Genomic DNA, 6,218 nt, shown 5'->3' on the forward strand with positions numbered 1-6,218 from the left:
AWAWATATACCTAATTTTAGGTATATTTTATAAATATCAAGAGTTTTCGACAAAATTAAAGCTAATTAGCGGTTTTTATTAATATGTAATTAACTAAAACTTATGTTAACACTACCAGTATAGTATTCTGATTTATCATAAGCAGTAATTGTTCCACCTTTGTTATCAGGGTTAATTTCTAAATATAAATCATTTAATAAAGCACTTAGTCGATTTAACTGGCTAACAAAATAAACACTAATAAACATCATCATTACTTGTAAAATAGTTACTTTTGGTAATTTACCTAAATTTGTTTTTAACTTCATTTGTCCTAAATCCTCTTTTACTATTGGAGGTTCAGGTGGGACAACAGAAAAAGACACTTTAACTGAACCATAATAATCTGTTCTTGGGTTATTATCTTCTGATCAATGGTCTTTTCCTGAAATTAAAGTTGCTCCAGTTTGATCAGGTTCAATCATAATTTTATCAACTTTATCAATTTGTCGGTTTCATATTTCTGATGTTTGTGGCCCAATAAAATACTCACCAAACTTATCTAATTCTGAAATAAGTTGCATATTGTTAAAAATAGTGGCAATTAAAATTGTTTTTGGTCGTGCATCAGTAATTTGTCCTAAATCAATACTCTTTACTTTATCAGCTAAATGGTTTGAAGTTGTTACTATTTTATTAATTTTTATTGTATTTAAATTTGTTTCATCACTAAAGTTCAATTCATATTGACCATTACGATACAAATCAATTTTATCAATTGGTTTTGATTGATTATTAAATTTATAATTTTTTATTAACTGATCAAAGTTTCATTTTGTTCCTTGAAACAATTGCGCTAATTGCTGGAATAATTCAGGAATAGTTTGTTTATTATTTTGTGGATCAATTGTTTTAAAATCAACTCCAACAAAACCAGTTACTTCAACTGGCAAAACTGGTGGATCAACTGGAATATTATTTCAATTATCATTTTTAGTACAACTAACTACAGACATTACTGGTCCTGAAACTAGAATTCCAACGGCAATAGTTGCTAATAATTTTTTCATTTTAATTCCTCCTTAATCCGCATTCATAATTGCAATCAATGGATTAATTCGATTCATATTGAATCAACTAATTAAATATGCAATAAAGTATAATAATAATCCACTTCCAATTGCAATAAATGGAATCATGACATTCATAAACAGTGGTAAAACTATTCCAATTCGAATTAATATCATATTAGAAATAATTAAGAATAATCATCCAAAGCCAAAACCGGCAATTGTCATTATTACAATAATAGGAATATACATTCCAATAACTAATTTTGTGATATAACGATTTCGATATCCTAATACTTTCATTGTTGCAATAATTGTTTGGTTTTCTGCAATAACAATATTACTTGTTAAAATAATAATCATAAAACTTAATACAAACGAAATTCCAATAATAAAGAAGATAATCCCATTAACTGCTTTTGAAATATTTCCTAAAATTGCTTGTGCTGAAGCAATTGGCATTAAACTGCCAAAAGTACTATTTGCATATGGTGGATAAGAAATTTCACTTCTAATACCACCATTTAAATCATAAAAACTATAGTCACCAAATAATTGACTTGTTCCTAGTCCTGTTTCAATATCATCAATTTTAGCACTATTAGAAATTTTATAATTAAAAATCGGATATTCATTTTCAAAGACAGCAATTCAATTAACTGCACTTTGATGTACGCTTCAATATTCAACAAACTTATTTCATAAGTTATTAACAGGCGTACTTGAATGGTCTTTAATAAATTTTTCTAACAAGTTTAAACTTTCTTTTCTTGAAGGTGTTAATTCAGGATTCTTCCTGATAAATGAATTCATTCATTCATTTAAAAACAATTGTAATAAATAATTCCGTGTTTTATCATATCCTAGTAATTGTTGTGCCCTATCTTCATTAATTCAAGCTCGTGGTGAACCATATTGATTAGTAATACCAACAACTGTAAAAGTTTGATTGTTCATTTGATTATTTACTCGATAACTTCCATCAACAATTTTATCGTTTAAAATTGATGGTTTTGTAAAATTTGGGTCAAGTGCATCAATTTTACTTTCTAAAACATATTCATTATTTTCATCTATAACCTTATTTTTATATTTATTATCACCATTAAACATTAATTTACCAACTCGCCCTTGTGCTTGGGCATCATCACCTGTTACATCACTTCCATCTCAACCTTGTAAAATTTGATCAGAAGTAACACCTTGATTACTATCAACTAATGCTTTGCGAATCAAATACGGACTAATTTGATTTCCAACTGTAACATTTAAGCGTTTAGCTAATGATTCATTTAAAACAATATTATTACTTGCTGTAAATAATTTTTTATTTAAATTCGCACCATTTTTATTAGTTAATGCTTGGTTTTTAAATGTACGATTAATTCCGTAAATCTTAAACTCAATACTATTTAATTCAGCATTAATCATTGTTCCCCGATCATCTGTTAATGGATTAAACGGAATTACTCCGAAGGTTAAATTAAAATTACCATTGTTTTGATTAAATGCTTCTTGCATTTTTAACCGAACAGTTTGCGGAGAACGTGAATATACTCTTTGAATAAAACATTGATTAACATTTTCTACAAAGTAAGCATAAATTCAATTATATAAATCATACATTGGTTTTTTTAAACGTGTATTAAACTCATTTCCTGTTGCTGAATTTAAAACACCATAAAACGATACCGACAATGGTTGTTCTAATGCTGGACGAAAATGATTATTAGCTAATGTAATCGTTGGATTTCCTTCTCCAAAATCTTGTTTATAGTCACTTTGGGTAAAAATATTGTTTCTTAACTTATCATTTAGATTTAAATTTCCTCGTGAATCAAAATAATCTGCACGTTTAATATTTAAACCAACAGTTTCCCGATATTTTCAATAAAATAATCGAGATTTTTCTAAAATATCAATATGTTCGCGAGCTGTTTCTGTTGTTCGCAAATATTGTTCAATGGTTAATTTTGTTAAAAGATTTAGAGCAAAATCATTGTAATCACCTCATGTCGTACTACAAATTGCTTTGGATAAACCCGGATCACTTGAAGTTAATTTATTACTTTGCAAAAATTCTTTTGAAATATTACGATATAACAATGACCGCATATCATCTGCTTGATAAGTTGGAGCAAAATTTTCAGAATTAATTTGCCCTGTTTCAAAATCAGTAAGATATTGATTAAAATCTGTTGTCATATTTGTATTAGTTAAAAGACTGTTTTTACTATCTCATGGTTTTTGACTTGGATCATATGTTCGCAAAAAACTTGTTGGTAAATTATAAATCGGACTATTATATTCAACTAGGGTTTTATAATTATCTCCTTCGTATGAATAACGAATATTATTTTGTAAGATAATTGGAATTGTTGTTGACATCGTAATCATAATGGTACTAATAATCATTGTTAAAGATACCCCTACCATTTTTCCAATTGAATTAGATAATTGTACTGCTTGAAATCGTGCATCAAATGTTTTGCGAATTGCAAACATTTTATAAACAATTTTTTTAAAACAACCATGTGAAAATGTTTTTTCTTTACGAATTAATTGTAGTGGTGTTCTTGAAACCATCATAATTGTTCCACTAATCATTGTGACACAAGTTAGTAAAGCAAAAATAAATAAAACACAAGTTACTAATGCTAATGGTGCAAATACAAAATTTCCATATGGTAAATTAAAATATGAACCAAATAAATATTTAACAGTAAATTGGCCACTAATTCCCGTTCCATAACCAACTATTCCCCCAATTAATGCAATCATTAATGGATAGGAAATATAACTAAAGGTTAATACACGACGATGATATCCTAATGCTCGTAACAATCCATTTTGTGGGCCAGTTGCATCAATTTGTCGACGAACAACTAAAATTAATACAAAGAACGAAATAATTAGTAAAATTGTAATTAAAATATAAGAACCACTAATAAAAGCACTTAATGTTGACGTAAAATATGTAATTCGTTTTGCAAATTCATAACGATTATCTGTCCGAAACGTAGCAATTGGTAAACCAGTTGATAGTGTTTTAACATAATATCCATTTAAACCAATATGTTTTCCCTGGTCAGTATTTAAATAATTATTAATTGTTTGACTATAATTACTTCGCATTTGGTCAACTTTTGTCTGTTGAAATTTTCCAACATAATAAATTTCTCGTTCTAATTGACTTTCTGGAATTAAAATTTGTTTTGTTAAATCTAACTTTGTTACAAGATATTTATTACCAGCTGTATCTTCAACTGTATCTTCAACTAAGCCAAATAATCGCGGATCTAAATATGCAATTCCTTCATTTTTCATATTTGAAAACGGATGTCCTGTATCAATAATTGGTGTAACATAATCCGCTGATTGTCCAAACCCAACCACTCGAAACCAATTTTCATTTGAATATGGTGATTTTGGCAATCATTTATTAATATCTTCTCTTTCATATGAAGTTAAATTAACACCTTTTAATTCACTATCAGCAACTTTAATTGTTGTTCCATATCTATCGGCTTGTAATCGAATAATATCATTAATTTTAATATTATTTTTACGAGCAAACTCAGGCGTCAAATAAATCCAATGCATTGTTTCTTCATTAATCGATAATAAATATTTCATATAAAAACTTAACGGCATTCCATTAGCAACAATAAATTTATCAATTTCTTGATAATGATTTAATGTTACTGCTTTAATAACTTTATTTTTTCCCAAACTAAATGTTCGTGCTTCAACACGATTATAAATAAAATGTTCATTTCGATTTTTTAATTGCTCGTTAATAAATTCTAAAATTGCATTTTGACGAACCCCACTATCTGTAATTTTTTCAAACTGATCTGGTTCCCCATTTGAATTTTTAACATAAGTAGTATTAGTAAAACTAACAACAAAATCATGTTGATTACTTAATTGTTCAGAAATAAAAGTATTATAATTATTCTCTACTCGTTGTTTAGAAACTTCAATAATTGTAAAAATAAAACTAGTCAAAAATACTAAAACAACTAAACCAAAAAATTGAATTTTATTTTTAACCGTGTTTTTAAAATTGTTTTTAAATAATAACTTAAAACCTGTCATTTTTCCACATTCTTTCTTCTTCTCTTTTGTTAATATTTGAATTTAGTTAAAATAAAGATTAGGTGGTGTTGTTTGTTTTTTTAATTGTGTTAATAATTCTGTTTTACGAAGATTATCAACAATACTAGTTTTTTTAATAAATCATTGATTAAAATTATAATTTGGATAAATTATTAATAAAATTGACATTGTTAATTGACTTTGTTGGGGAATAACAATACTAGTTAAAGTACATTTACAAAATGTATAGTAACTAGAAGCAATCACATCATTAATGTTTTTTAAATAACCTATATATAAGCGAAACAATATTAGCATTACAATAAAACTAATAGTAAAAATTGCATAAAAAACATAGCATAAAATAACTAAAAAAGAATATATTGTTTCATATGCAATTATATTTTGCAATTGAAAAATTATTGAAGTATAACCAAAAAATAATATATATGAAATTAAAACAATATTACAAAGTCATAAAATAATAATTTGTCAATTAGAAAATAAAATTAATTTCCACGCTGAAATTGTTGTCTTTTTTAATTGTTTAAAATTAATCAAAATTTGAACTAAAATTCCCATAAAAAAGAGAAAAATAAAACTTGATCAAATAAGATAAAATAAATTTAATGTAATATTTAAAAAACTATAATTACCCGCAATATCAATAATTGAAAACGATGATGAAAATAAAATATAAGCAAGAAAAATAATAAAGAAAATATTAATAAATTTTTGATATTTTTTTAGAACATATATTTTCATTACCATCACCTTTATAGCTTTCATTATATTTTGCTCATATTATTATAACATTATTACTAAATTAATGTAAAATTAAGTTTAATTAACTAACACAACTCAACATCAAAAAAACCCAATAAACATAAGGGGTTAAAAAAACAGACCCCCATAAAATAAGGGCTTTAGAGCAGTAATTTCCGACATTTTGAATTTATATTTAATAGACTTCTTGCATAACCTATTAAAATAATTGTAAATATTTTTAAAAAGATACTAATAGCAAATTATAATTTTAATTAATTATGTCTTTTATTTAAAAATTTA

The 6,218-nt window shown here is 25.8% G+C and carries 3 protein-coding genes; all 3 read right to left on the reverse strand.

The annotated features are described in order from the left end of the window. Window positions 1–89: 89 nt before the first annotated feature. From EHV01_RS02385 to EHV01_RS02395, 3 genes are read right to left on the reverse strand one after another with little or no spacing between them, the layout of a single operon-like run. Window positions 90–1,049: a hypothetical protein gene (locus EHV01_RS02385; protein WP_422066045.1), complete on the reverse strand. Its 960-nt coding sequence runs from the start codon at window positions 1,047–1,049 to the stop codon at window positions 90–92. 12 nt (window positions 1,050–1,061) lie between these two features. Then, window positions 1,062–5,150 (reverse strand): ABC transporter permease, encoded by a 4,089-nt coding sequence (locus tag EHV01_RS02390; RefSeq protein WP_422066046.1) that lies wholly within the window; start codon window positions 5,148–5,150, stop codon window positions 1,062–1,064. Between the two features lie 42 nt (window positions 5,151–5,192). Beyond that, entirely contained in the window at window positions 5,193–5,939 is a 747-nt protein-coding gene (locus tag EHV01_RS02395) for a hypothetical protein (RefSeq protein ID WP_422066047.1), read from the reverse strand. Window positions 5,940–6,218 lie beyond the last annotated feature (279 nt).

It is taken from the genome of Spiroplasma sp. hy2 (genome assembly GCF_044714365.1).
Lineage (GTDB): Bacteria > Bacillota_I > Bacilli_A > Mycoplasmatales > Mycoplasmataceae > Spiroplasma > Spiroplasma phoeniceum.